Origin of the sequence: Paraburkholderia sp. C35 (genome assembly GCF_003121405.1) — a bacterium.
In the GTDB taxonomy this organism is placed as follows: Bacteria; Pseudomonadota; Gammaproteobacteria; order Burkholderiales; family Burkholderiaceae; genus Paraburkholderia.
This window is the reverse complement of sequence record NZ_QBUY01000012.1, coordinates 65,626-90,453: the sequence shown is the minus strand read 5'-3', so window position 1 is coordinate 90,453 and position 24,828 is coordinate 65,626. Positions and strand designations below refer to the sequence as shown.

21 protein-coding genes, 1 tRNA gene and 1 pseudogene are annotated in these 24,828 nt (G+C 63.5%); 8 read left to right on the top strand and 15 right to left on the bottom strand.

Features of this window, described 5'->3' with window-relative positions; translation table 11 throughout:
• Window positions 1-18: 18 nt before the first annotated feature.
• The 3 genes from rpoZ to DK391_RS10700 all read right to left on the bottom strand — a co-directional run bounded on the left by rpoZ (window position 19) and on the right by DK391_RS10700 (window position 1,916).
• Complete coding sequence (gene rpoZ / locus DK391_RS10710; protein WP_006025620.1) at window positions 19-222, bottom strand: DNA-directed RNA polymerase subunit omega; 204 nt, start codon at window positions 220-222, stop codon at window positions 19-21.
• Window positions 223-284: 62 nt separating this feature from the next.
• The gene (gmk, locus tag DK391_RS10705; RefSeq protein WP_109477979.1) at window positions 285-974 is read right to left on the bottom strand and encodes a guanylate kinase; all 690 of its coding nucleotides are present in this window, start codon (window positions 972-974) and stop codon (window positions 285-287) included.
• Window positions 975-992: 18 nt separating this feature from the next.
• A complete protein-coding gene (locus tag DK391_RS10700) occupies window positions 993-1,916 on the bottom strand; it encodes a YicC/YloC family endoribonuclease (protein WP_109477978.1) in 924 nt (307 codons plus the stop codon).
• A gap of 309 nt (window positions 1,917-2,225) precedes the next feature.
• On the opposite strand from DK391_RS10700, the gene rph reads away from it, so the two are divergent.
• The 7 genes from rph to DK391_RS10660 all read left to right on the top strand — a co-directional run bounded on the left by rph (window position 2,226) and on the right by DK391_RS10660 (window position 8,098).
• Window positions 2,226-2,966 (top strand): ribonuclease PH, encoded by a 741-nt coding sequence (gene rph / locus DK391_RS10690; RefSeq protein ID WP_109477977.1) that lies wholly within the window; start codon window positions 2,226-2,228, stop codon window positions 2,964-2,966.
• Complete coding sequence (gene rdgB, locus DK391_RS10685; protein WP_109477976.1) at window positions 2,959-3,582, top strand: RdgB/HAM1 family non-canonical purine NTP pyrophosphatase; 624 nt, start codon at window positions 2,959-2,961, stop codon at window positions 3,580-3,582. The genes rph and rdgB overlap by 8 nt, the downstream gene beginning before the upstream one ends.
• Window positions 3,579-4,793 (top strand): radical SAM family heme chaperone HemW, encoded by a 1,215-nt coding sequence (gene hemW, locus DK391_RS10680; protein ID WP_109477975.1) that lies wholly within the window; start codon window positions 3,579-3,581, stop codon window positions 4,791-4,793. The genes rdgB and hemW overlap by 4 nt, the downstream gene beginning before the upstream one ends.
• A 57-nt stretch (window positions 4,794-4,850) precedes the next feature.
• Window positions 4,851-4,940 (top strand) — tRNA-Ser (locus tag DK391_RS10675).
• 400 nt (window positions 4,941-5,340) lie between these two features.
• On the top strand, window positions 5,341-5,847 hold the full coding sequence (locus DK391_RS10670; RefSeq protein WP_109477974.1) for a TonB family protein: 507 nt from the start codon (window positions 5,341-5,343) through the stop codon (window positions 5,845-5,847).
• A 480-nt stretch (window positions 5,848-6,327) separates the two neighbouring features.
• Entirely contained in the window at window positions 6,328-7,635 is a 1,308-nt protein-coding gene (locus DK391_RS10665; RefSeq protein ID WP_109477973.1) for an MFS transporter, read from the top strand.
• Window positions 7,636-7,918: 283 nt separating this feature from the next.
• Complete coding sequence (locus DK391_RS10660; protein ID WP_109478026.1) at window positions 7,919-8,098, top strand: hypothetical protein; 180 nt, start codon at window positions 7,919-7,921, stop codon at window positions 8,096-8,098.
• 808 nt (window positions 8,099-8,906) lie between these two features.
• Here DK391_RS10660 and waaC read toward each other — a convergent pair.
• Entirely contained in the window at window positions 8,907-9,914 is a 1,008-nt protein-coding gene (waaC, locus tag DK391_RS10650; RefSeq protein WP_109477971.1) for a lipopolysaccharide heptosyltransferase I, read from the bottom strand.
• A gap of 284 nt (window positions 9,915-10,198) precedes the next feature.
• Between waaC and DK391_RS10645 the strand changes: the two are divergent.
• Window positions 10,199-11,584 (top strand): annotated as a pseudogene (locus tag DK391_RS10645) (chloride channel protein).
• Between the two features lie 336 nt (window positions 11,585-11,920).
• Here the strand turns inward: DK391_RS10645 and DK391_RS10640 are convergent.
• From DK391_RS10640 to DK391_RS10590, 11 genes are all read right to left on the bottom strand, one after another.
• Entirely contained in the window at window positions 11,921-12,235 is a 315-nt protein-coding gene (locus tag DK391_RS10640; protein WP_109477970.1) for a YXWGXW repeat-containing protein, read from the bottom strand.
• A gap of 311 nt (window positions 12,236-12,546) precedes the next feature.
• Window positions 12,547-12,801, bottom strand: a complete 255-nt coding sequence (gene minE, locus DK391_RS10635; protein WP_007583338.1) for a cell division topological specificity factor MinE — start codon at window positions 12,799-12,801, stop codon at window positions 12,547-12,549.
• Window positions 12,802-12,816: 15 nt separating this feature from the next.
• Window positions 12,817-13,632: a septum site-determining protein MinD gene (gene minD / locus DK391_RS10630; protein WP_109477969.1), complete on the bottom strand. Its 816-nt coding sequence runs from the start codon at window positions 13,630-13,632 to the stop codon at window positions 12,817-12,819.
• 89 nt (window positions 13,633-13,721) lie between these two features.
• The gene (gene minC, locus DK391_RS10625; protein ID WP_109477968.1) at window positions 13,722-14,519 is read right to left on the bottom strand and encodes a septum site-determining protein MinC; all 798 of its coding nucleotides are present in this window, start codon (window positions 14,517-14,519) and stop codon (window positions 13,722-13,724) included.
• A 200-nt stretch (window positions 14,520-14,719) separates the two neighbouring features.
• Window positions 14,720-15,262 carry a GNAT family N-acetyltransferase gene (locus DK391_RS10620; protein WP_109477967.1) on the bottom strand — a complete coding sequence of 181 codons (543 nt, stop codon included), beginning with the start codon at window positions 15,260-15,262 and terminating at the stop codon, window positions 14,720-14,722.
• 224 nt (window positions 15,263-15,486) lie between these two features.
• Window positions 15,487-16,272 (bottom strand): type I methionyl aminopeptidase, encoded by a 786-nt coding sequence (gene map, locus DK391_RS10615; protein ID WP_109478025.1) that lies wholly within the window; start codon window positions 16,270-16,272, stop codon window positions 15,487-15,489.
• A gap of 224 nt (window positions 16,273-16,496) precedes the next feature.
• A complete protein-coding gene (locus DK391_RS10610) occupies window positions 16,497-17,087 on the bottom strand; it encodes a PqiC family protein (RefSeq protein ID WP_109477966.1) in 591 nt (196 codons plus the stop codon).
• The gene (locus DK391_RS10605; RefSeq protein WP_109477965.1) at window positions 17,084-18,688 is read right to left on the bottom strand and encodes an MlaD family protein; all 1,605 of its coding nucleotides are present in this window, start codon (window positions 18,686-18,688) and stop codon (window positions 17,084-17,086) included. The genes DK391_RS10610 and DK391_RS10605 overlap by 4 nt, the downstream gene beginning before the upstream one ends.
• Complete coding sequence (locus DK391_RS10600) at window positions 18,685-20,034, bottom strand: paraquat-inducible protein A (RefSeq protein ID WP_109477964.1); 1,350 nt, start codon at window positions 20,032-20,034, stop codon at window positions 18,685-18,687. Before DK391_RS10600 ends, DK391_RS10605 begins: the two co-directional genes overlap by 4 nt.
• Entirely contained in the window at window positions 20,031-21,500 is a 1,470-nt protein-coding gene (locus DK391_RS10595) for an efflux transporter outer membrane subunit (RefSeq protein ID WP_109477963.1), read from the bottom strand. The genes DK391_RS10600 and DK391_RS10595 overlap by 4 nt, the downstream gene beginning before the upstream one ends.
• A gap of 1 nt (window position 21,501) precedes the next feature.
• Complete coding sequence (locus DK391_RS10590) at window positions 21,502-24,807, bottom strand: multidrug efflux RND transporter permease subunit (protein WP_109477962.1); 3,306 nt, start codon at window positions 24,805-24,807, stop codon at window positions 21,502-21,504.
• Window positions 24,808-24,828 lie beyond the last annotated feature (21 nt).

The window sequence follows — 24,828 nt, the reverse complement described above, 5'->3', positions numbered from 1 at the left end:
CAAACGATGAAGCGTGCCTTAGACAGGCACCTTCTTCAGCATTTCAACGCCGACCTGGCCAGCCGCAATCTCGCGCAGCGCGACGACCGTGGGCTTGTCGCGGCTTTCGATTTTCGGCGTGTGGCCTTGAGCGAGCTGACGTGCGCGATACGTTGCGGCGAGCGCCAGTTCGAAACGATTCGGGATCTGTTTGAGACAGTCTTCGACGGTAATGCGGGCCATGTTGAAAATTCCTTCTCTGTATGTTGGTTATTCTACCTTATGTCCTTGCGACCTCGCCCGTATCATGCGTGCGGCAGGTGGATGCCGAGCTGCATGAAGAGGTCCGTGTGGCGCGCGTATTGCGATGCAAAGCGCGAGCGCGTCGCCGATACGAGGCATTGCAGTTCGTTGAGCGCGCGATCGAAGTTCTCGTTGATCACGACATACTCCGCTTCCGCTGCGTGCGCCATCTCGCTGCCCGCTGCGAGAAGACGTCGCGTAATCACGTTCGGCTCGTCCTGGCCGCGCTTCTTCAGACGCTCTTCGAGTGCTTCCAGCGAAGGCGGCAAGATGAAAATCTCAACAGCATTGCGGAACTGCTTCTTCACCTGCTGCGCGCCCTGCCAGTCGATTTCGAGCAGCACGTCATGGCCGCTTTTCATCTGCTCTTCGATCCACACGCGCGACGTGGCGTAGTAGTTGCCATGCACTTCCGCGCTTTCGAGAAACTCGCCGTCATCGTGACGTTGAAGGAAATCTTCGACGGTCGTGAAGTGATAGTGCTCGCCGTCCTGTTCCTTCGGACGCGGCTTGCGCGTGGTGTACGAAATCGACAGTCGAATGGCCGCGTCTTGTGCGAGCAGCGCGTTGACGAGCGTCGACTTGCCTGCGCCCGACGGCGCGACGACCATGAACAGGTTGCCCGGATAGACACCTGCGTACGGATTGCGCGGCGCGCCTTCGCGCTTATGTTCGGCTTTAGGTTCGGTCATGCTGGTGAGACTCCCGTATTACTCCAGGTTTTGTACTTGTTCGCGCATCTGCTCGATGAGCAGCTTGAGCGTCATCGACGAATCGGCGAGTTCCTTTGCGGCCGCCTTCGAGCCGAGCGTGTTCGCTTCGCGGTTCAGCTCCTGCATCATGAAGTCGAGGCGCTTGCCGACCTTGCCGCCCTTCGTGATGACATGGCGCGTTTCGTTCAGGTGCGCGGTGAGGCGCGACAGTTCTTCGGCGATGTCGATGCGAATGCCGTACATCGTCACTTCCTGACGGATGCGCTCGGCGATCTCTTCGCGCGACACGATCGTCGCCGACTGGTCCGGCGCGGCGATACCGAGCGCTTCCTGCAACCGTTCGACGATCTTCTGCTGATGCTTGGCGATCAGTTCCGGCACCAGCGGCGTGATGCGCGTGACGATCGCTTCCATCTCGCTGACGTTGTTCAACAGCATCGTGGCGAGTTGCGCGCCTTCGCGCGCGCGCACGTCGATCAGATCCGTGATCGCCTGCTTGCCGCATGCGAGCACGGCGTCGCGCAGCACTTCCGGCGACACACCGCTCTCGGCCAGCACGCCCGGCCAGCGCAGGATTTCACCCGTGCGCAGACGGCCCGCATCCGGAAACGCTTCGAGCACCGAGCGCTCCAGCATGGCGAGCTGTTCGAGTGCGTCGCGGTTGAGCGCGCCCGCGTTGGCCGACTGCTCGCTGCGCTGCAGGTTGATACGGATGTCGACCTTGCCGCGCGACAGCTTGTTCATCAGCATTTCGCGCAGCGTCGGTTCGCAGACGCGCACGTCTTCCGGCATGCGGAAGTTCAGGTCGAGAAAGCGCGAGTTCACCGTGCGCAATTCGACGGACACGCTGACGCCGCCGGTGCCCGATGCTGCTGCGAGTTCGCGCGTGGCGCTCGCATAGCCAGTCATACTGTAGATCATGATAGGTCTCGCGATTGTGGTCGCGCGAACGTGGAAAAGTGGATCACATCGCACGACCAGGGATTCGAGTCGCCCGGCGTTTACGAGACGCGAGGCGGGGAACGCGCATTATCCCATTTTTACCGGCGACACCTGCCGGAGGCGGCCTTCGGGTAAGCCCGGAAGCACGGCCGTTCACATGCGCCTGGCCACGCGCTGCGTAGCGACGGGTTCTTCACGGCGTACCGCGATCACCCGCGCGGGCGGCGGCAACGCGATCGGCGGTAAAATTGCGGTTTCCTTCCGCCCTCTCTCCTCCATTTTCCGACGATGAACGACATCACGAAACGCCCCAGCGGCCGCGCCGCCGATCAGCTGCGCGACGTGCGCATCACGCGCCACTACACGAAGCACGCGGAAGGCTCCGTGCTGGTCGAATTCGGCGATACCAAGGTGATCTGCACGGCGAGCGTCGCCGAAAGCGTGCCGCCGTTCCTGCGCGATCGCGGCCAGGGCTGGTTGACGGCCGAATACGGCATGCTGCCGCGCGCCACGCACACGCGCAGCGATCGCGAAGCCGCACGCGGCAAGCAGACGGGCCGCACGCAGGAAATCCAGCGCCTGATCGGGCGCGCATTGCGCTCGGTGTTCGACCTCGAAAAGCTCGGCGCGCGCACCATCAATATCGATTGCGACGTGATTCAGGCCGACGGCGGCACGCGCACGGCGAGCATCACGGGCGCCTTCGTCGCCGCGCACGATGCCGTCGCGAAGCTGCTCGCCACGGGCCGCATCGAAAGCTCGCCGATCAACGATTACGTCGCGGCGATCTCGGTCGGCGTGTTCGACGGCCTGCCCGTGCTCGATCTCGACTACGACGAAGACTCGCAGTGCGATACCGACATGAACGTCGTGATGACGGGCGACGGCGGCTTCGTCGAGATTCAGGGTACGGCCGAAGGTGTGCCGTTCTCGCGCGATGAGATGAACAGCCTGCTCGACCTCGCGCAGGCAGGCATCACGACGCTGATCGCGAAGCAAAAGGAAGCACTGGAGTTGAAGGGTGAGTGATCGACAGGACAAGCCGCTGGGCAAGATCGTGCTCGCGTCGAACAACGCGGGCAAGCTGCGCGAGTTCGCGGCACTGTTCGGCACGGCGGGTATCGAACTGATTCCGCAAGGCGCGCTGAATGTGCCCGAAGCGGAAGAGCCGTTCCCGACCTTCGTCGAAAACGCACTGACCAAGGCGCGTCACGCGTCGAAGCTGACGGGCCTGCCCGCTATCGCCGACGATTCCGGCCTGTGCGTGCGCGCGTTGCGCGGCGCACCGGGCGTGTATTCGGCACGTTACGCGCAGCTTGCGGGCGGCGAAAAGAGCGATGCCGCCAACAACGCGCTTCTGGTCGAACAACTGAAGGATGTGAGCGACCGCCGCGCGTACTACTTCTGCGTGCTCGCACTCGTGCGCCACGCCGACGATCCCGAACCGCTGATCGCCGAAGGCCGCTGGCACGGCGAGATCCTCGATGCGCCGCGCGGCGCCAACGGCTTTGGCTACGATCCGTACTTTTTCCTGCCCGCATTGAACGCGACGGCAGCGGAACTCGACCCGGCTGTGAAGAACGCGAGCAGTCATCGCGCGATCGCGCTGCAGCAGCTTTTCGCGCGGCTGAAGGAGGAAGCGTGAGCGACGCATCGACGAAGGGCGCCCGCGTCATCCAGGCGTTCTCCTCGCCCGGCAGCATCCGTCTGACGTCGCTGCCGCCGCTCGCGCTGTATGTGCATTTCCCGTGGTGCGTGCGCAAGTGCCCGTACTGCGACTTCAATTCGCACGAATCGAAAGGCGGCGCGTTTCCGGAAGACGATTACCTCGACGCGCTGCGCAGCGATCTCGAACAGGCGCTGCCTCTCGTATGGGGACGGCAGGTGCATACGGTGTTCATCGGCGGTGGCACGCCGAGCCTGCTGTCGGCGAAAGGGCTTGATCGGCTGCTGTCGGACGTGCGCGCCTTGCTGCCGCTCGACGCCGATGCCGAGATCACGCTCGAAGCGAATCCCGGCACCTTCGAAGCCGACAAGTTCGCGGAGTTTCGCAAGAGCGGCGTGAACCGGTTGTCGGTTGGCATCCAGAGTTTCAACGAAGCGCATCTGAAGGCGCTCGGCCGGATTCACGATTCGACGCAGGCGCGCCTCGCCGTCGAAGTCGCCGCGAATACCTTCGACAACTTCAACCTCGAGCTGATGTTCGCGCTGCCGAAGCAGACGATGGCCGAATGTCAGGCGGACATCGAAACGGCGCTCTCGTTCGCGCCGCCGCATCTGTCGCTGTATCACCTGACGCTCGAGCCGAACACGCTGTTCGCGAAGTTTCCGCCGCCGCTTCCCGACGACGCTTCATCCGCCGACATGCAGGACTGGATTCATGAGCGCACACACGAGGCGGGTTACGAGCGCTATGAGGTATCGGCGTATGCGAAGCCGCATCGGCAGAGCAAGCACAACCTGAACTACTGGCGCTTCGGCGACTATCTCGGCATCGGCGCGGGCGCGCATACGAAGCTGTCGTTTCCGAATCGCATCCTGCGGCAGATGCGCTTCAAGCATCCCGCGACGTTCATCGAAGAAGCCCGTGCGGGCAATGCCGTACAGGAAGAGCATGAAGTCGGCGCGCGTGATCTGCCGTTCGAGTTCATGCTCAACGCGCTGCGGCTGGTGGAGGGATTCCCTGTGCACCGCTTCATCGAGCGCACCGGTCTGCCGATGACATCGATCGAACCCGCGTTGCAGGAAGCGGAGCGCCGCGGCTTGATCACGCGCGACTTCGAGAAGATCGCCCCGACGCCGCTCGGCCAGGCATTCCTCAATGATCTTCAAGAGCTGTTTTTGAAGGATTCTTGAGCGGCGTCGCGGTTTGTTGTTCGTGGGCGCGGTGATCCAGGTTACAATTTCCGGCTCGGAGGGTTGGCAGAGCGGTTGAATGCACCGGTCTTGAAAACCGGCAAGGCTTTACGGCCTTCGTGGGTTCGAATCCCACACCCTCCGCCAGACACTCAATGAACACGGGCCTTTCGGCCCGTTTTCATTTCTACGCCCAAAAGCTCACGCGGATACGAAAAGCATCTGCCTTCAATGCCGGTGATGCATCAAGTCGACGTAATGGGTGTCGAGCCATCGACTTGGGCGTTCCCGGGTACTGCTACCGTGATAATGCGCGGCAAGCCAGAGCACCATTCCGACGATCGCCATCACGATCGGTCCCAGCAAATATGCCATCAACGTTCCGTTCACAGCGTCCTCCGTCACAAGTCGTGGCCGCCTTTACATTCTAGGCGATAGCAGCACCGATATCCCCGTGCGCGCCAGCCCTCACATCCGTAGCAACGCTCATTGAATCGCAACACTGATCGTCTACGATGAAGATACATCTCGCGTGCGAGTTATTGCGATGTCCACCCTCTCGCTGTCAGGCCGCATCAATCCCACGTTCAGGCGAGTCGCGGCACTCGCATTTGCGCTGATCGGCGCCGGCTGCAGCTTCACCGTCACGCCGCCTCAGACGTCCGCAAGCGTAGCCCCGCCGCCCGCCGCGATCAACAGTCAGACGCTCGACCAATACCGCTCGGCCGTCGCGCAACGCATCCTCGAGCGCAATCCGTCGTATGTGCTGCGCGGCACGCCGCAGGCGATGCTGCGCTCGCTCGTCGTCGTGTCGTTCGTCGTTGATCGCAATGGACAGATCGTCGCGTCGAACGTCTATCGCACGAACGGCGACGACGAAGCGGAGAGCACTGCGCTGACAACGCTGCGCCGCTCGGCGCCGCTGCCGCTGCCGCCGTCGAAGCTGCTGAACGGCCGAGGCCAGGTGGAACTGTTCGAAGACTGGCTCTTCAACGACAACGGCAAGTTCCAGTTGCGCACTTTCGCATCGCCGCAGGCGCAAACCATCGATTGAGATGGCTTTTGCAGGTCCGTGATTCGTCACGAACGAACGCCGTTCATCGCGTGCAGCACGAACTCGCGAACCCCAGCGCGCACGGCGCCGAATGTGCGCCTTGCTGCGCGCCGCCCGCCCTCGCTATAATTTTTTAAATATCTGCCGGATTCTCCGGCCATCGCTGCTCGCGACAGGCTCACCCGCCCGCCTCGCGCAGCCCGACCGTCACGTTGCCGCGCCACCCGCGCGCGCGTCCGCCCGGTTTGCATTGCGCTTTGCCGTTTGCACCGCTGCGTCTTTTCCGAAGGCGATGCGGCGCATGCGGTTCCACAGGCGCCATGCAATCTGTCGACTCGTTGCACATGCAACGTCTCGCGTCGCGAGTCTGCCCGCACTGCCATCGGCAGGATTGCGCGCTCACCCGCTTCGCCGCACACTTGAACACACAAAGGCGCACCGCCCGCCCCGCGGCTGCGTCACGACATCTGGAGACCCTGCATGTCCACATCGCCCCTTTCCAGCGCCCAGCCCGGCGCCGGACACAAGAGCAGCGCTTCGCGCGTGATCTTTGCGAGCTTCATCGGCACTGCAATCGAGTTCTACGACTTCTACGTCTACGCGACAGCCGCCGCGCTCGTGATCGGCCCGGTGTTTTTCCCGCACGGCTCGGCGACGGCGCAAGCACTATCCGCGTTCGTCACGTTCGGCATCGCGTTTATCGCGCGTCCGATCGGCTCGTTCCTGTTCGGCCACTTCGGCGACCGCATCGGCCGCAAATCGACGCTCGTCGCCTCGCTGCTGGTCATGGGCCTGTCGACCACGCTGATCGGCTTCGTCCCCGGCTACGATTCGATCGGCAGCCTTGCGCCGATCCTGTTGTGCGTGTTGCGCTTCGGCCAGGGCATCGGCCTCGGCGGCGAATGGGGCGGCGCTGCCTTGCTTGCGACCGAGAACGCACCCGCCGGCAAGCGCGGCTGGTTCGGCATGTTCCCGCAACTCGGGCCGTCGATCGGCTTTCTGGCTTCCAACGGCCTGTTCTTCGGCCTCGCGCTGTCGCTGTCCGACGAGCAGTTCCGCAGCTGGGGCTGGCGCGTGCCGTTCATCGTCAGCGCGGTGCTGGTCGCGCTCGGGCTCTATGTGCGCCTGAAAATCGCGGAGACGCCGGCTTTTCAGGCGGCAATCGATCGTCAGGAACGCGTGCGCGTCCCGGTCGCGACGCTGCTTAGCCGCCATCTCGGACCAGTGATGCTCGGTGCGTTCGCGATGGTCGTCTGCTACACGCTGTTCTATATCTCGACGGTGTTCTCGCTGTCGTATGGCGTGTCGGCGCTGCATATCTCGCGGCAGAGCTTCCTCGGCATGCTGTGCGTCGCCGTCGTCTTCATGGCGCTCGCGACGCCGCTCTCCGCCTGGGCCAGCGACCGTTTCGGCCGCAAGCCGGTGCTGATCGTCGGCTGTATCGCGGCGATCCTGTCGGGCTTCACGATGGCACCGTTGCTCGGCAGCGGCTCGACGCCACTGATCCAGCTGTTCCTCATCATCGAACTGTTCCTGATGGGCGTCACGTTCGCACCGATGGGCGCGCTGCTGCCCGAGCTGTTCCCGACCAACGTGCGCTACACGGGCGCGGGCGTCGCGTATAACCTGGGCGGGATTCTGGGCGCATCGGTGGCGCCGTACATCGCGCAGATGCTCGCGGCGCAAGGCGGGCTGTCGTGGGTCGGCATGTATGTGTCCGCGGCCGCCGTGCTGAGCCTGGTCGGCGTGGCCTGCATGCGCGAAACGCGCGACGCGCGGCTGATGTAAGCTGTCGAACCACGACACGTCGCAACAGAACGGCCCCGGCGCGATGCACTGCGCCGGGGCCGTTTTTTTATGTCGTGAGTTTGTTGCGCAAGCCTGACGAGATCGAAGCGTCAGCGATTCGAAAACCTTGAGTCCGTATCAACGAGCACAGGGAAACTCCCTTGCTTGCCGCCTTTTTGACATGCTTATACTCGGGTCAAAAGCATTCGAATCCACAGCGGTCCGGCCTGAGAGCAGCCGCAACGAGTGATTGGGTAACACCATGCCGAATGGGGAGGCAGCGATGAATTTTCATCTCAGCAACGCGGATGTCGTCGTCATGATTACGCTGGCGCTGCTCGGTTCGCTGCTGCTTGCACTGCGCTTCAAGCCGGCAAGCTGGAAAGGCATCGTCGTCGAAGCCGTGGCTGCCAATCTGGCTGCGATCGTCGCCGTCGTCGCCTTCGAGATGCTGATGGCCTGAGTGACCATCAGCATCCGTTGCTCCGATCAGCGGTAGTAGTAGCCGTGATGGTAGCCACCACCTTCCGGCACCACGATACAGCCGCTCAGCGATGCTGCCAGCAGCGCGCCCGTCACCAAAGCCAAGATCAAGCGTTTCACGTTCTTTCTCCCTTTTGAGTCAGTGTCGTTTTATTCGAGCGAACCCCGAATGACCTCGATTGAACACGAACCTGACAGGGGCGACCGTTGCAATTTGTAAGCGTCCACCGGGCTTCTGTTACAGGCAGCCGACGCCGTCGCGGGTTGTGAACCGTCGCAGCAGCGTCGAAGCGGAACGCGGGAAAGCTACGCAAGACGCATGAAGGCCGCCAGCAAAGCCGCGGCGGGCGCAGCTTCGCCAGATTGGGCGGACGGCTTCGCGCAGGCGTCGGCGAAACATGCTGTTCGCGTCGCCGAAAGGCAAAAGAAAAGCGACAGTTTTAACAGGCGTGTAATGGGCGGAGCCGGGCGCAAACCCGCGTGCGAACACGAAACGCGAGTCCCGCTGTGCAAAGCGCAGACGCGGCAAACCCATAGCGCGCACACGAAGCCGTGCGCCGCACATCGAACAAAAAAGTCAAAAAATGGTTGAACTTGTTCACATCCGTAGTGTCTCTACGGATGTTGTACCAGTTTGTTCTGCAGGTTTCCTCTCGGTCCGCGCGCTTCAGGCGCGGGCTTTTCAGAGGCGTGTCGCGACGGCGTCCGAGATTGGGCGAACTGCGCGTACGCCTCTTTTCTTTTTTCTCACGCCGTCCGTTCTTCGGTCCGCTGCTCGTCGGTCCGATTCAGGCCGCAGCCACCGACTTGCCCTGCCCGCCCATGCCCAGCGGCTCGGCGTGCACGTGGTCGATGGCAGCGAGCGCCTCGGCAACGGGCGGCACCGAGTTGCCATCCCCAATCGAAACCGACCGGAACGGCACGTTGTTGCCGAACGTCTCGCGCGACGTCGCGATGAAGATCATCACCGTGCGCTTTTCAAGCGCGTGCGCCAGATGGACAAAGCCGGTGTCGACGCCAATCACGAAATCCGACGCGGCGATCACCTGGGCGATCTCCGTGACGCTCAGTTGCGGCAGCAACTCCGCGCCGTCCACCTGCTCGACGATAGCCAGCCCCTCGTTGCGCTCGGCCGCTGAACCCCACGGCACGACCACATGGAAGCCACGCCGCACGAGATCGCGCGCAATGGCGATCCAGTGCTCGGCCGGCCACTTCTTGTCGTCCTTGGAAGCCGCATGAAACAGCATGGCGAGCGGCCGGCCGCCCGTATCGACGAGCGGTTTGACGGGCGCGGGAATATGCAGGTTGTAATCGGGCGGATTGTCGAGCGGATAGCCAAGCGCCGTGCTCACCGTTTCGCGCATGCCGTTCCACGCATTGCGGTCCCGCGGCGGCTCGAAACGGCCCGTATAGGCGAAGGCGGCGCCACGCTCGCCCAGATCCTTGTTGCGATAGCCAAGACGCCGGCGCGAGCGCGACAGAAAGGAAATGATCGCGCTCTTGTAGACACCGTGAATATCGAGCGCGACGTCATAGCGATGCGCGCGCAATTCGCCGATCGAATCCGCGATTGCCTTGAAGTCCGACCAGCGGCGCGCTTTCTTGAAACGGCGCAGCGGCGCGCACAGCACGCGATCGGTGCCGGGGTTCCAGCGGGCGATCTCGGCGAACGATTCGTCCACTGCCCAGTCGACCTCGACGCCGGGAAACGCGCGCTTCAGATCCGACACGATCGGCTGCGCCTGAATCACGTCGCCCATGGAGGTGACTTTGACGATAAGAATTCGCTTCATTGATTGCCTGTTTTGGCTACACGGTTGGCTGCACGGGTGCAATCAGCAATTTTAGCCGACCAACCAAACAAATGCCCGCAAAATGGGCAGCGGCAAATCTTGCCAGCAGCGTTCTGGCGTTACCAGACGTTACTTTCCTTGACAGTCGGAGGCCCCAAACGGCGCTGTGCGGGAGCGCATGCGCCCCTTTCCTGCCGCGGATCCTGGCCGGCATCCGGCCCGTCTCGCCGCCCCGACGCGCGCCATCCGTCTATAATTTGCCCAACTTCCCAGCCCGAATCCCCATGTCACGGACACCCCTGCTGTCCTCGAGCATTGGCCGGCGCCTACGACGTCTCTGGCGTCAGTACGGCATTTTCTGGCTGGGTGCGATCGCCGTCGGCCTGATCGCTGTCTATTACGCCCGGCTGATCGACGTCGGCTACAACGCCTTCCTGCGGCTACAGAAAGATCACATCTGGCTGACGCTGCTGCTGACGCCTGCCGTCGCGGCCGTGTCCGTCTGGCTCACGCGCCGCTTCTTTCGCGGCGCCGAAGGCAGCGGCATTCCGCAAGTTATCGCCATCCTGCATTCGAACACCAGCGCGGCAGGCGCACGGCTGCTGACTTTCCCCATTCTGCTCGGCAAGATTCTCGTGTCGTTTATCGCCATTCTCGGCGGCTTTACGATCGGTCGCGAGGGGCCAACCGTGCAGGTCGGCGCGGCGCTGATGTTCAACCTGCGCCGCCTCTACCCGCGCTCGAACGCGCTGATCGAGCGGCAACTGGTGCTGGCCGGCGCGGCGGCGGGCCTGTCGGCAGCCTTCAATACGCCGCTGGCGGGCATCGTGTTCGCGATCGAGGAACTCACGCGCAGCTTCGAAGCGCGCGCCAGTGGGGTGCTGATTACGGCCATCATCATCGCCGGCATCATCGCGCTCGGGCTGAACGGCAACTACACGTACTTTGGCACCATCGACATCGGATCGCGGTTTCCCGACTCGCTGGCCATTGCCGTGATCATCACGGCCATCGTCACGGGCATTGCGGGCGGCAGCTGTGGCTGGCTGCTGCTGAATACCTAGCGCTGGATTCCCGCGCCGTTGCGCGAGCTGAACAGCGAGCGGCCTGTTGCGTGCGCTGCGCTGTGCGGGCTTGCCATTGCGGTGATCGGCATCGTTTCCGGCGGCACCACGTTCGGCAGCGGTTATTCCGAAGCGCGCGGGCTGCTGTATGGGACTGAGCATCTGTCGGTGATGTATCCGCTGCTGAAGATGGCGTCGATGATCGGCTCGTATCTGCCAGGTATTCCGGGCGGCATCTTCGCGCCGTCGCTGTCGATCGGTGCCGGCTTCGGGAACGTGCTGCACATGGTGTTCAGCGACATGCAACTGCCCATGCTGATCGCGCTGGCGATGGTCGGTTACATGGCTGCTGTAACGCAATCGCCGATTACGTCGTTCGTGATCGTGATGGAGATGATCAACGGACACGCGCTGGTGATTTCGCTGATGGCGACAGCGCTGATCTCGAGCCGTATCTCCAGCCTGTTTGCGCCGCCGTTGTATGAGGCGCTGGCTGAGCGGTATATGACGCCCACTGTGCCTGTGGCGGAACCTGCTGCCGCTGCATCAGAAGAGGCGGCTACTGTCGAAGATCAGCCGACGACACGCAGCGAAGCAAAAGAATAAGTTCGAGACGGTCGCAGCAAAGCCATCAACCATCAAGCCAAACCCGTAAAAAATCGGGGTGCAGCTGAAAAAAACAGCCGCCCCCGACCTCCCCATTCATCAATACACGACAACACCAACCGGATGGTAGTACACCGGTCGCGCCGGTACGACGACGCAACCAGCCAACGTGATCGCCATCGCGACGATCGCGAGCAAGGTTCTTTTTTTCATGTGACAGCTCCCTTGATGGTTGCGGATAACCGCGCTCTTGGGCGCGTAGCGTGAACGGGCCGACAGCCGCGCGCGATGCGTTCAGCACGCGTCATCGCTACCCGTTCGATGATCACTTACACGTCAGGCCGCCCAGTGGCCTTGAACCCAATGCCAGTTCGGACCATGCGCGACCCAGTGGCCGGGCACCCAGTGAAAGCCGACGCGCTCGGCTTGCCAGTGGCCCGGCACCCATGCATAGCGGCCATGATCCCAACGCCAGTGGCCCTTGTCCCACACGTAGCCCACACGCGGTGCAGGCACGGCCTCGAAGCGTTCGACGGGCGGCGCGGACGGCGCGACCACGATCACCTCAGCAGCCGAAGCCGACGAGATAGCGGACAAACCAGACATCACGAGCACTGCAGACGCTGCCAGCAAACGAATCGACTTGTTCATGTTTTCACCCCTTGTGTTTTGAAACTCTGTGTCAGCACCGAATGACGGCGTTGACGGTTCAATGCGCGAGGTGACGAAATAGCTGACAGGCGCCGTGTAACGGCATGCCCTCAAGTGCAACGGATTATTTCGGAGGATGGGCGGCAGAGCACCGCGAAGGACATGCGGAAGAAGTCCGCAAAGGAAGGCAGCGAAGAGACGCGCTTGAGACGCGCTCGAAACGCGCACATGACAACGCGCGCCACTGTATGACAGTGGCACGCGTCAGGCAGATATTCAGCTAAAGCGGGAAGCGAACAACGACAGACCGCTCAGGCCTGCGGAATCTCGATCTTGACCTCGAGCACTTCGAGGTCGTCGTGACGTTCGAGATTCACGCGGATATCGTCGTCCGAAATCTTCACGTACTTCGAAATCACAGCGACGAGCTCGCGTTGCAACGCAGGCAGATAATCGGCGGGCGCTTTGCCGCCCACGCGCTCATGCGCGATGATCAGCTGCAGGCGTTCCTTCGCTATCGACGCGGACTTCTTCTTCTCGCCCAGCAAAAACGAAAGAATCGACATCAGATGCGCCTCCCTTTACTTGGTGCCGAAGAGGCGCTGCAACAGGCCCGGCTTCTGGTAATCGGTAAAGCGAAGCGACTTCTGCTCGCCGAGGAAACGCGACACGACATCCTTGTACGCTTCGGCGACATCGGTGCCGTCGAGGTGCACAGCCGGCAAGCCCTGGTTCGCCGCGTGCAGCACGGCTTCCGATTCCGGAATCACGCCGATCAGGTCGATACGCAGGATTTCCTGGATGTCGGTGAGCGACAGCATTTCGCCTTCGCTCACACGCTTCGGGTTGTAACGCGTGATCAGCAGGTGTTCCTTGATCGGGTCCTTACCTTCGATCGCACGCTTGGTCTTCGACGACAGGATGCCGAGAATGCGGTCCGAGGCGCGCACCGACGACACTTCCGGGTTCGTCACGATCAGCGCTTCATCGGCGAAATGCATCGCGAGCAGCGCGCCCGATTCGATACCTGCCGGCGAATCGCACACGATGTATTCGAAGTCCATCGCGATCAGATCGTTGATGACCTTCTCGACGCCTTCCATCGTCAGCGCGTCTTTATCGCGCGTCTGCGAGGCCGGAAGAATGAACAGGTTCTCGCACTTCTTGTCCTTGATCAGCGCCTGGTTCAGGTTGGCTTCGCCCTGGATCACGTTGATCAGGTCGTACACCACGCGGCGCTCGCAACCCATGATGAGATCGAGATTGCGCAGGCCGACGTCGAAATCGATCACGGCCGTTTTCGCACCGCGCAATGCGAGCGCGGAGGCAAAGCTCGCGCTCGTGGTCGTCTTGCCTACGCCACCCTTGCCCGAAGTCACCACAATGATTTTTGCCATTACCCTTTACCTTGTGTTCGTCAATTCGTCTATTGAGTCCGGCGGGAGTTCCATCGCGCAGCGCGCACACTGCATGCGCGGCACACGCGTCAGGTGAGCCGCAACGGTTCGATCATCAGCTTTTCTTCTTCGAGCCAGATCTGCACCGGCTTGCCGTGCACGTCGGCAGGCAGCGGGTTCTCGGCCGTGCGGTAGCTGCCCGCGATCGAGATCAGTTCGGCTTCGAGGCACGTGCAGAAAATGCGCGCGTCGTGATTGCCATGCACGCCCGCGAGTGCGCGGCCGCGCAACGGCGCGTAAATATGGATGTTGCCTTCTGCGATCACTTCGGCGCCGTTGCTCACCATGCCGAGCACGACGAGATCGCCCTTCGCGTAGATGCGCTGGCCCGAACGCAGCGGCTTGTCGACCACCATGGTCTGCGACGAGGTGCCGATGCGCACTGGTTCGGCCGCGTCTGATGCGGCGGATTCCGGCTCGGGCGCAGCTGCAACCGCTGCCGTCTCCGTGTCTGTTTTTGCCGAAGATCTGGCTTCTTCGCTCTCGTCGCCATTGCTCTTGCTGGCGCGCGGATCGCGTGCATCGAGCAGCGGCAAGCCGGCTTCGTTCGCCCATGCGTGCTGCGCGCTATCGGCCACGACGCCGATGGGACGCATGCGCACGCTGTCCAGCAGCTTCGCGATCTCCGCGAGCGGCACGCGCTCGTTTTCGGCCAGACGGCGCACGTCGATGGCTACCGTGTCGTTCGCGAAGAATTCGGGCGTCGCCTCGAAGCGCCGGTTCAGCTCGGCACGCATCTCTTCGAGGTTGGTCGTCTTGACGACAAACAGCAGCGTGTCGACCGCGCCACTGCGCAGTTCAAAAAATGGCGATTTCCTGGGCGACATAGCGTTCGGCAAAAAATTTTGCGTATTTTACAGGCGTCCAGGCGAACGGTGAGCTTTTTTGCCAATAAGCCTTCACGCGACAGGAAATTGCCGCGCGCGTACTGTCCTCGGGGCGGACAGATCGACAAAAAGTGGGAAAGACGGGCGTTCACGAAGTGCAGGAACGCCACGGGCGACGGCAAGGACGCCGTCTTGCGGGTCTACTCGTGCGTGGTCTCGTCCGCGTCCTGCAGTTGCGGGACGTGCCGTACGAGCAGCGTCTGAAACTGGTCCGGCGCACGCGCGATACGCTCGTGCTCGCCCGTCGGGCCGAAGCCGAGACGCTCGTAGAAGCGCATGGCGTTGCGGTTCTCGTCGGCGATCCACGCGTAGATTTCCGTGGCGCCCGAGCCCGCAAGCCAGCCGCTCGCCGTGTTGACGAGCAGTTCGCCGCCACGCAGATGCCGCACGGCAGGCGCGACCCATAACTCGCTGACGAACGCCCGATGCGATGGCGCATCTTCGAAGCACGCGCCGATCAGGCCGGCGGGATGCCCTTCCGTGTACAGGATGAACGAGGTCGACGCGGCAGACGTGGCATGCCGCGCGGCCGTCTCTTCGAACGTGGACGCATCGGCCGATAACGCTTCTTCCAGCGTGTCGCCGAACGCGTACGGCGCTTCGCGTAGCGACGCAGTACGAAGCTCACGGAAGACAGCGCCCTGATCGGCTGCGATACGGCGAACGGTCAGTGAAGGACTCATGCGGTCGACAATCCCTTAAATCCTTGAAAACCCTTTTGTCATCCGGGTGAAGCGTTAGCGCGTAGCTTTAACCGAACGGGCGCCTGAGTCAAATCTTTAATTCGGCGCAGTGCGAGCCAGCGCGCACGGGTTGACAGGCGAGCGCAAACGCGGCACGCATCGGCGTTTCGCGTGTTGCATCGCATCGAAGGCCATGCGCGGGCAAGGCGTGTGGACGATCGGCCTTAGGGTGCTGCGTAGCTTCCCGTGCCATCGGGCCACGGCGTGAGCAGCTCGTAGCCGTCGTCGGTGACGGCGACCATGTGCTCCCATTGCGCGGACAGCGAGCGGTCCTTGGTGACCACCGTCCAGCCATCGCGCATCACCGTCGTGCCGGCACGGCCCGCGTTGATCATCGGCTCGATGGTGAACACCATGCCCGGCTTCAGGCGTACGCCCTGCCCCGGCTGGCCGTAATGCAGCACCTGCGGATCTTCGTGATAGACCTTGCCGATGCCGTGCCCGCAGTAGTCGCGCACGATCGAAAAGCCTTCGCGCTGGGCGACCTTCTGGATCGCATGGCCGACGTCGCCGAGCGTCGCGCCCGGCTTCACCTGGCGAATGCCTTCGAGCATCGCTTCATACGTCGTGTCGATCAGCTGGCGCGCGACCGGGCTCGGCTCGCCGACCGTGTACATGCGGCTGGTGTCGCCGAAGTAGCCGTCCTTGATGACGGCTACGTCGATATTGATGATGTCGCCGTCCTTGAGGATCTCGCTGCGGTCGGGAATGCCGTGGCACACGACGGAATTCACCGACGTGCAGACCGTCTTCGGAAAGCCCATGTAGCCGACGTTCGCGGCGATCGCTTTCTGCGTATTGACGATGTAGTCGTGGCAGATGGCGTCGAGTTCGCCCGTCGAGATGCCGGGCTTCACATGCTCGCCGATCATGGCGAGCACGTCGGCGGCGAGCCGGCCTGAGATGCGCAGGCGCGCGATGTCTTCGGGAGTCTTGTAGGTGATGGCCATGTCGAAAAGCGTAGGCGGCATGCATGGCGCGGCTTCGTGCGATCAGGCGGGCGTCCGTCGTGCGTGTCGGGGCGCGGCGCGCCCGGCACGGAATGGCCCGCAGCGCAGCCATGCGTGCGGTTGTCGATCAGGCCATTGTACAGAGTCTGCCCGGGCGGCAGTCCCGGCGCCGGCAGCACGCCGTGCTGCGGCCCTTGCAGTGGTCCTTGCTTCGGCCCGGTGCGTCAGCCCGGCGGCGTGCGCCGGATCGCCGCGGCGATGTCGCGGCTCACGGCTGCCAGTGCCCGGCTGTGCGCAGCGACGAGTGCGGTATCGTCGGCGCCCTGCACCGGCTCGCGCACCGTCGAGCGGCCCGTCAGCAAGTCCGCGCGGCCCGCCACGCGCACGGTCCACAGCGCGTCGACGGCGACCGCCTCGCCGGGTATCGATTCGAACTGCACGATATCGACACGCACGCGGTACGCGTCCGTGCCCGCCACCGTCTGCGACGACACCGACACGCGCGGCGAACCCAGCAGACGCGTGAGATCCGCGGCGATCACAGCGGCGACACCGCTCTTGAGCGGCTCGCCCCAGCGCGCGAACTCGTTGAGCTTCACTTCATTGCCCGACACGCGCGTGACCAGTTGCGGCCGGTCGACGAGATCGGGCACCGTCACCGGCCCGACCACGACCGACACCGCGACCGGCGCGCCCGCGGCCTGGAGCGTCGAATCGGCGTTCAACGTATAGAAGTTCGTGCGCGGCGAACTGCAGCCGGCCAGCACGGCAGCGACGCACACGCATGCGGCGCGCGGGAGCAGGGATCGCTTCACTTGCCGTCCTCCTGTTTGCCTCGGATCAGCGCCTCGGGATGGCGCTGCAGATAGTCGGAGAGCGCGCGGAACGATGCCGCCGTGCGCGCCAGCTCGCGGATCGCATCGCTCGTGTCCTGCTGCAGCGTCGAATCGGGCGCGAGCGCGCTGTTGGCCGAGTTGAGCGTGCTCTGCGCTGCCGACAGCGTGCTCTTCGCCTGCGGCACGAGCTGCGTGTTGAGGCTCTGCAACAGAGTGCCCGCATCGGCGAGCGTCTGCTGTGCGTTCTTGCCGATCTGTTCGAGCGGCAGCTTGTCGAGCCGCGCGACGATCCGGTTGAGCGACTCCTGCAGCGATTGCAGACCGCTAGGCTCGGTCGGCAGCTCGGCCGGCGTGCGGCTCCAGTCGATGGTCGCTTTTGGCGCGTTCGGGAAAAAGTCGAACGACACATACAGCTGGCCCGTCAGCAGGCTGCCTGTCTTCAGCTGCGCGCGGAAACCGCGCGATACGAGGAAATCCGCGACAGCCTTCGGATCGCGTTGCACGCGCCCGCTATCCTGCTTGCCGTCCGCATAGCGCGACGTGAAGCGTTCAGGATAGAACTTGATCTCGACGGGAATACTGATCTGTTTTGTGACGGGATCGAAGCGCGTCGAGATCGCCGACACCTCGCCGAGCACGAGGCCGCGAAAATCGACGGGCGCACCGACTGTCAGGCCGCGCACCGATTCTGTGAAATTGAGCACGTAGGTATCGACGATACGGTCCTGCACCTTCATCGCGTCGGCGCGCGTCGCGAACAGCGTGAACGGCGTGCGCGGCTGCGCTTCGTCCTCAGCCAGCGACGCCGCCGGCGTTTCGAACGCCAGCCCGCCGATCAGGATCGACACCAGCGACTGCGTGTTGATCTTCACACCGTCGGTGCCGAGCGCGACGTCGATCCCGCCCGCTTCCCAGAAGCGCGAATCGCTCTTCACGTAGCGGTCGTAGGGCGCGTTCACGAAGATGCGCATGGTGATGCCGCCGCCATCCTTGTCGAGTTCGAACGCCGTCACCTGGCCCACGCGCAGACGCCGGAAATAGACAGGCGAGCCGACATCGAGCGACGCCAGATTGGTCGCCTTCAGCACGAACTCGCGGCCCGGCACGTCGCTCGCGAACACAGGCGGTGTTTCGAGTCCGGTGTAATCGCGCCGCTCCTGCTTCGCACGGCCGATATCCATGCCGATGAACGCGCCCGACAGCAGCGTGCCGATGCCCGACACGTTGCCGCCCGCCACGCGCGGCCGCTCGACCCAGAAGCGCGTGTCGTCGACCAGCATGTTGGTGGCATCGCGCGTGAGTTCCGCCGTCGCGATCACACTGCGGTAATCGTTCGACAGCGGCACCTTCTTCACCACGCCAATATCCACTTCCTTGAACTTGATCTTGGTCTTGCCCGCTTCGAGTCCTTCCCCCGTCTTGAAGCTGATCGTGATGGTCGGTCCTTGCGACAGCACCGCCTGCACCGCGAGCCAGAGACCGACCAGCACGGCCACTACGGGCACCAGCCAGATCCACTGGATGCGCCAGCGTTTGCGCGGCACGACAACGGCGTCGGGTAGCTCGGGCGGCCTGCTCATTCGGTTTTCCTCGCATCCCAGGTGAGGCGCGGATCGAACGACAGCGCGGCGAACATCGTCAGCACCACGACTGCGCCGAACGCAATCGACGCAGGCCCGGCGCGCACGGTCGCGAGCGCGTTGAATTGCACGAGTGCCGTGAGCACGGCGATCACGTAGATGTCGAGCATCGACCAGCGCCCGACCAGCTCGACGATCCGGTAGATACGCGCGCGCTGATCCGGCTGCCAGTTCGAGCGGAGATTCGCCGACGTCGCCAGAAAGCCGATGGCGAGAATCTTCAGCATCGGCACCGCGATACTCGCGATGAACACCAGCACCGCGAGCGGCCACGAACCGGAAGTCCACAGATACACGACGCCGCTCATGATGGTGTCTTTCTGCGCGCCGAACAGCGAACTGGTGTCCATCACGGGCAGCAGGTTCGCGGGGATATAGAGAATCACGGCCGCGATCAGATAGGCCCACGTGCGCGCGAGGCTATCGGGCTTGCGCAGATGCAGATGCGCGCCGCAGCGTGGGCAATGCGTGGGATGCGGCGGCAGGTGCATGGCGGCATGCGGATTCGCGTAGTCGCTTTCTGCGTGGGCCTGCGCGGGCGCGACGCGCGTCAGCAGCCCGCAGTCGTGGCAGACGCACAGGCCGCACGCGGCCGCTGTCGCGGCGGGGAACGGCGTGTCGCCGTCGAACGCCGGGCCGGCATCGGGCACGCCCTGGAGACGCGCCCACATGTCGCGCGTATCGAAGGCAGACGCCGCGGCGGCAAGCGTCAGCATCAGCGCGCCGAACGACCATAGCGCCGGCCCCGTCACCACCGCGGCGATATGCGCGAGCTTCACCAGCGCGACCAGCAGGCCGAGAATCAGCACCTCGGTCATGCCCCACTCCTGCGCGATGCGCAGCGCACGAAACACGGCGTCCGCACGAAACGGCGTGCGTCCGAGGCGCAACGGTAACAGCAGCCACACGAGGCCCACTGCCTGACACGCCGGCATCAGCATCGTGGTGATGAAGATCAGTGCGGAGAGCGGCCACATGCCGTCGCGATACAGCACGCGCACGGCGCCGAACATAGTCGTTTCGACCAGATCGCCGTTCACCGACAGACCGACGATCGGAAACGCATTCGACACGACCCACAGCACGCATGCGGCGAGCGCATAAGCCAGCGTGCGATCGAGGCTGTCGGCGTGACGCCGGTACAGCGTGGCGCGGCAGCGGCAGCAGCGCAGCACGCCTTCGGCCGGCACGTCGCTCTCGCGCTGCAGCAGGTCGCATTCGTGGCAGGCGATCACCCGCACGCGCGCCGCGTGACCCAGATAGGTGGCGGCAGCCGTGTCGCTCATTTCGCGCTCTGGGGAGCGGTCGGTTCGCCGCCTGGCTGAGGCGCCTGGGCCGCCTGCGTCGTCAGCCCTTCAGCTGTCACGACCCAGCCGCCGCCCATCGCCTTGTACAGGTTCACATACGACACCAGCACCCCCGCCTGCGTCTGCGTCTGGCTCAGTTGCGCGTTGAAGAGGCTGCGCTCGGCATCGAGCACTTCGATGTAGCTCGTATAGCCGCCTTCATAGCGCAGTCGCGCAAGGTGCGCGTACGTCCCGAGCGCCTCCACCTGACGCCCCTGCACGTCGAACTGCTCGCGCAGCTTTTGTGACGAGATCAGCGCATCGTTCACTTCCTGGAACGCCACCTGGATGGCCTTACGGTACGAGTACAGCGCCTGCTGCTGCACGGCTTCAGCCTGTTTCACCTGACCGGCGATCGCGCCGCCTTCGAAGATCGGCTGCGTCACCGAGCCGGCAAACGACCACACCTTCGACGGCCCCGTGAAGAGTTTCGAGAACTGTCCGCTCTGTGTGCCGAGCAATCCGGTAATCGAAATCTGCGGGAAATACAGCGCTTTCGCTGCACCGATCTGCGCATTGGCCGCAACCAGATCCTGCTCGGCCTGACGCAGATCGGGACGCCGTTCGAGCAGATCGGATGGCAGACCGGCTGGCACGGCAGGCGCTGCCAGTTCCGCCAGCGCGTGCCCGCGCAAGATGTCGCCCGGATTGCGCCCGAGCAGCACCGACAGCGCATCTTCCTGCTGCGCGATCTGCGCCTCGATCTGCGGGATCACGGCACGCGAGGCTTCGTATTCGGACTGGCTCTGCGCCAGTTCCATCTGCGAGACCTCGCCGCCCTTGAAGCGCAGTTCGAACACGTGCACGGATTCGGCACGGCTTGCTGTTGTCGCAGTCGCGATTTCGAGTTGCCGGTCGAGGCTGCGCAGATTGATGTACGCCGTCGCCACCGACGCCACCAGCGTCAGGATCGTGCCGCGCTTTGCTTCCTCGGTAGACAGCAGGCTCGCGCGCGCCGCTTCCGTCAGGCGCCGGTTATGGCCGAACAGATCGATGTCCCACGACGCCGATAGCGCCAGCTGATACGTGTTGAACACGGGGTTCTGCACGTTCGCGAGCAACGGCGACGACGAGGTCGAGATGCGCTCGCGCTGCGCGTCGAAGCCACCGTTGACCTGCGGCAGCAACGCGGCGCGCGTGGTGACGAACTGGCCGAGGAACTGGTCCACGCGCGCGGCGGCGACCTTCACATCGTTGTTGTTCGCGAGCGCCGCGGTGATCAGATCGTCGAGCACGGGATCGTTGAACTGCTTCCACCATTCGGTATTGGCGATGTCGGTGGCGTAGTTGTCGGGGAAGCGGTACGTCGCGGGCACGTCGAGCGGCGGGCGCGAATAGTTCGGGCCGAGCAGGCAGCCGCTCAGGGCAATGACGCACGGCACGCAGAGAACGAGAGCGCGGCGCATGTCAGTCACCCTCGCGCGGGGCGGACGGGTTGGTGGTCGGCCCACCGCCCACCTTTGGACCACCCGCCGACGGTGGCACCTTCGGCGGCGCTTCCGGCGCACCTGGCGTGGAACCACCCGATGCGGTTCCTGAACCCGGCCCGGCAGAGGGCCCCGCAGGCGGCACATCGCCCGCCTTCTTGTCCTTCTTCTTCTCCGAACGTTCCGACAGCGTCTCCAGCACATAGAAGAACATCGGGATGAAGAACACGGCGATAGCCGTCGCCCCCAGCATCCCGCCGATCACACCCGTGCCGATCGAATGCCGGCTGTTGGCCGATGCGCCCGTCGCAATTGCCAACGGCACGCAACCCAGAATGAACGCCAGCGACGTCATCACGATCGGCCTTAACCGCTCCGCGGCCGCCGTCATCGTCGCCTCGAACACCGACTTGCCCGCCTCGCGATTGAGCACCGCGAACTCGAAGATCAGGATCGCGTTCTTCGCCGCGAGCGCGACCAGCATCGTCAGGCCGATCTGGAAGTACACGTCGTTGTTCAGCCCGCGCAAGAGGATGGCCAGCAGCGCGCCGAACAGCGCGAACGGCACTGCCATCAGCACGCCGAACGGCAGGCTCCACTTCTCGTACTGTGCCGCGAGAATCAGGAACACCATGATCAGACCGAACACGAACACCAGACCCGAGGTGCCGCCCGACTGCTTCGCTTCGAACGCTTCACCGCTCCACGCGATGCCGTATTCCGACGGCATCTGCGCCGCGACATCTTCGAGCGCGCTGATCACCTGGCCCGACGCATAGCCGGGCGCCGCGTTCGCCGTGATCTTGACCGCCGGGAAGTTGTTGAAGCGCGTGATCAGGTCTGGCCCCGTCACATAGCGCGACGTGACCACGGACTTGAGCGGCACCATGCTGTCCGTCTTGCTGCGCACGTAGACCTGCGTGAGATCCTCCGGCCTCAGCCGGTACGACGGCTCGGCCTGCAGAATCACCTGCCACAGGCGGCTCGACCGGTTGAACTGCGACACGTACAGCGAGCCGAACATCGTCTGCATCGCGCTGTAGACATCTTCCACCGGCACGCCCAGCGTCTCGGCCTTGTCGCGGTCCACGTCGACCAGCAGTTGCTGCGAATTCGCGTTGAACGTCGACGTGACACCCGTGAGTTCGGGCCGCTGCTTGGCCTTCGCCACGAAATCCTGCACGACAGCGTTGAACTGCGCGATGGTCGCATCGCCCTTGCTCTGGATCCACATCTCGGTGCCGCCCGTGGTGCCGAGACCTGGAATCGACGGCGGATTGAGCGGCACGACGATGCCCTCGCGGATCTGCGAGAGTGTCTTGTACGCATCGATGAGCACGGCACGCGCATTCTGCGTGCGAATGTTCGCCGACGTATAGCGTTCCTCGAAACTCTTGAAGCCCACGAAAAACGTCGATGCATTGTTCTTGTTCTGGCTGTCGAGAATGCTGAAGCCATCGACTGTCGTGATACTGCTCACGGCGGGCTGCTTCATGAAGTACTCGGAAACGCGATCCGACACCGCACCCGTGCGATCCAGCGACGCCGCATCGGGCATGATCACTGCGCCGAGCAGATAGCCCTGATCTTCAGGCGGCAGGAATGCCGAAGGAATGTCACGCATCATGATCACGGCCAGCACGATCATGCCGACGAACAGCAGCAGCGCAATCACGAACCGCTTGATGATCAGCCGCACGGCACGCGTATAACCCGCCGTCATGCGCGCGAACTGGTTGTCGAACCAGCGGAAAAAGCCCTTCTTCTCGTGATGCCCCGGCTTGAGCAGCAGCGCCGCGAGCGCGGGCGAGAGCGTCAGCGCGACGATGCCCGAGATCACCACGGAAATCGCAATCGTAATGGCGAACTGCTTGTACATCTGCCCGGTGATGCCGCCGAGAAACGCCACGGGCACGAACACCGCGCACAGCACCAGCACGATGGCCACCACCGGGCCGGCCACTTCATCCATCGCCTGCTTGGCGGCCGTCTTCGGATCGAGTTTGTGCACCGTCATGTTGCGTTCGACGTTCTCGATCACGACGATGGCATCGTCGACCACGATCCCGATTGCGAGCACCATGCCGAACAGCGTGAGCATGTTGATCGAGAAGCCGAGCGCCGCCATCCCCATGAACGTGCCGACAATCGACACGGGCACGGCCAGCACGGGAATCAGCGTGGCACGCAGGCTCTGCAGGAACACGAACACGACGATCACCACCAGCACGACGGCCTCGAAGAACGTGTGCACCACGTCCGTGATCGACGCGCGCGTGAACTCTGTGGTGTCCATCGCGATTTCGTAGTCGATGCCTTCGGGGAACGTCTTCTTCATCTCGGCGAGCGTGGCGCGCACCTGTTTCGACACATCGAGCGCGTTCGCGCCCGGCTGCTGATAGACGGCCAGCACGGTGGCAGGCTTGCCCTGGAAGCGGCTGCGTATCGAATAATCTTTCTGGCCCAGTTCGGCACGGCCAATATCCTTCAGCCGCACGATGGCCGCACTGCCGTTCTGTGCACGGATGATGATGTTCTCGAACTCGGACGGCTCGGTGAGCCGGCCTGTCGTGGTGACAGCGAACGACTGCTCGACGGGACTGCCCGTTGGCGACTGTCCTAATCGCCCGACGGCGAACTGCTGGTTCTGGTTCGCCACTGCCCGCTGCACGTCGGCGGCGGTGATGCCTAGCTGCGCCATGCGGTCGGGGCGCAGCCAGATACGCATCGCGTAGTCGGGCGTGCCGAAGATGCTCGACTGGTTGGCGCCCGGGACGCGTTTTAACGCATCGAGCACGTAGACGTTCGCGTAGTTGGCGATGTAGGTGGCGTCATAGCGTTCGGAGGGCGAGTAGATCGCGATCACCATCATGAACGCCTGCGACTTCTTCTGGACCTGCACGCCCTGGTTCGTCACCGATTGCGGCAGTTGCGGCAGCGCGAGATTCACGCGGTTCTGCACGTCGACCTGCGCGAGTTCGGGGTTCGTGCCGATCTGGAAGTACGCGTTGATGGTCAGGTTGCCCGTCGAGGAGCTGGACGAGCTCATGTAGATCATGTTGTCGGCGCCGTTGACCTGCTGCTCGATCGGCGCGGCGACGTTGTTGGCGACGACATCGGCGCTCGCGCCCGGGTAGGTCGCGGAGATCGTGATCTGCGGCGGCGTGATGTCGGGATACTGTGCCGTGGGCAGCGCGAACATGCACAGCGCGCCGCCCAGCGTGATCACAATCGAGATGACCGACGCGAAGATCGGACGGTCGATGCAGAAGTGGGAGATGTTCATTGGATCGGTGTGCGCCCGAGG